Source organism: Arthrobacter sp. Y3223164 (assembly GCF_059091005.1).
This window is the reverse complement of sequence record NZ_JBNHGF010000636.1, coordinates 1-1,065: the sequence shown is the minus strand read 5'-3', so window position 1 is coordinate 1,065 and position 1,065 is coordinate 1. Positions and strand designations below refer to the sequence as shown.

Genomic DNA, 1,065 nt, shown 5'->3' with positions numbered 1-1,065 from the left:
GACCCGGCGCCGGGCGCTGGAACCGGTGGCCGACGTGCTCGACGCCGGCACCACCAAGGTGGAACCGGCGCGGGTGGTGAAGGCGCTGGCCGCCCGCGGCTACGAGCAGATCCACAGCGAGGGCGGGCCGCTTCTCTTCGGCAGCTTCCAGGCGGCGGGGCTGGTGGACGAGCTGTGCCTGACGATCAGCCCGGTGTTGGCCGGCGGGGCCGCCAAGCGGATATCCGACCATGTTCCCGGCGCGCGCGAGTCGCTGCAGCGGCTTCAACTGCGGCAGGTGCTCGAGTCCGGGTCGATGCTGCTGTTGCGTTACACCGCCGCGGACAGCGCACCGGGGACCACGTCCACGGACACCGGCAGCCTCCCCACCCGCTCGCCGTCGGCGTAAGCGGTGACGCCGGCGGCCTCCAACCGGACCGTCCTGACCCGCTCGATGCGGACGGCCGGATGGCCGAGGTGCCGGCCGGCGTAGACGCGCGGAAAGATGCCGACGAAGGCCCGACGGGACAGTGGCGAGACGATGAACAGATCCAGCAAACCGTCGTCGTACGCCGCCCCCGGCACAATGCGCATCCCGCCGCCAAAGGAGCGGCCGTTGGCCACGGCGACGAGCATCGCGTCGACCTCCCGCGGCACGCCGTCCACGACGAGGCTGTAGCGGATGGGCCGGAAGGAAGCGAGTTCGCGCAGCATGGCCAGCGGATAGCGCAGCCGGCCGCGGGGGAATTTCCAGCGGTTGGCACGGTCGTTGACGGCCGCATCGAAGCCGGCCGAGAGCACCCCGGCGAACCAGGCCGTGGACCCGTCCGGATGCGTCACCCGGCCCAGGTCCACCCTGCGCGGTTGCTCCAAGGCGTGCAGGAAATGCCCGACGGCGGCGGCCGGCCCGGCGGGCAGGCCGAACAGCCGGCCAAAGTCGTTCCCGGTGCCCGCCGGCACGATGCCCAGCGGAACCTGTGTGCCCGCCAGCGCGTTGACTGCTAAGTGAACCATTCCGTCACCGCCCACCACCAGGAGGGCGGAGACCCCGCGGCGCAGCGCGCCGGCGACCAGGTCGGCGAGCGC

The 1,065-nt window shown here is 72.5% G+C and carries 2 protein-coding genes; one reads left to right on the top strand and one right to left on the bottom strand.

Annotated elements, in window-relative coordinates; translation table 11 throughout:
* Window positions 1-388: dihydrofolate reductase family protein (locus AC5RUJ_RS17040; protein ID WP_494156338.1), on the top strand; the 388-nt coding region annotated here is incomplete at its 5' end.
* On the opposite strand, the gene AC5RUJ_RS17035 is transcribed toward AC5RUJ_RS17040, so the two are convergent.
* On the bottom strand, window positions 310-1,065 hold a 756-nt coding region (locus tag AC5RUJ_RS17035; RefSeq protein WP_494156337.1), incomplete at its 5' end, for a diacylglycerol kinase family protein. The two genes, AC5RUJ_RS17040 and AC5RUJ_RS17035, sit on opposite strands and share 79 nt — an antisense overlap.